The sequence below is a fragment of the Aureimonas ureilytica genome, assembly GCF_001475935.1.
GTDB classification, from domain to species: domain Bacteria; phylum Pseudomonadota; class Alphaproteobacteria; order Rhizobiales; family Rhizobiaceae; genus Aureimonas; species Aureimonas ureilytica_A.
Genome location: NZ_LDQA01000137.1, coordinates 1 through 656, shown reverse-complemented (window position 1 = coordinate 656; position 656 = coordinate 1). Strand labels below are relative to the sequence as shown.

Sequence of the window (656 nt, the reverse complement as noted above, 5' to 3'; positions counted from 1 at the left end):
TACGGCCTCTTCGGCTCGGAGAGGTGTATAAGAGGCAGTCCATGGTGCCTGCGAGGACTACCGCGTCGGCGGCGGGGTCGATCGTTGCGCCGGCGCGGTAGTCCTCGCAGGCACCATGGATGGCGGTGGGGCGCGAAAAGCTCTTGCGGTATTCGGCCAGCGCCTCGGAGGCGAAGGGCGCGGTGGATTTCGCCTTGGTCCAGCTCGCCAGCGTGTGGTCGAGATAGAAGACAGGGTCGCTCGCGATGAGCCGTTCGGGCAAGGGATTGGGCTGGGCGAGAAAGGCCCAGTGATAGGCCGAGATCATGCCCGCGGCATCGGCGCGCTCCCACATTTCGAGCGTCGGGATGATGTCGAGAAGCGCCAGACGCATGACCTTCTCCGGATGGTCGAAGGCGAGGCGATAGGCGACGCGCGCGCCCCGGTCATGGCCGGCCAAATGAAAGCGCTCGTGTCCGAGCGCCGCCATCAGCGCCACCATATCGCCCGCCATCCGGCGCTTGGAATAGGCCTCGCCCCCCGTGGATTCGGGCGCGCTGGAGCGGCCATAGCCGCGCAGGTCCGCCACCACGACGAGGAAGCGCTCGGCCAGCTGGTCGGCGATCGGCGCCCACATGGCGCCCGTCTGCGGGTAGCCATGGATTATCCACATCTCC

General features: G+C 67.2%; 1 protein-coding gene. It reads right to left on the bottom strand.

What is annotated here, in order from left to right; genetic code table 11:
- Nucleotides 1–616: alpha/beta hydrolase (locus tag NS365_RS23060; protein WP_244498545.1), on the bottom strand; the 616-nt coding region annotated here is incomplete at its 3' end.
- Between the last annotated feature and the right edge of the window lie 40 nt (nt 617–656).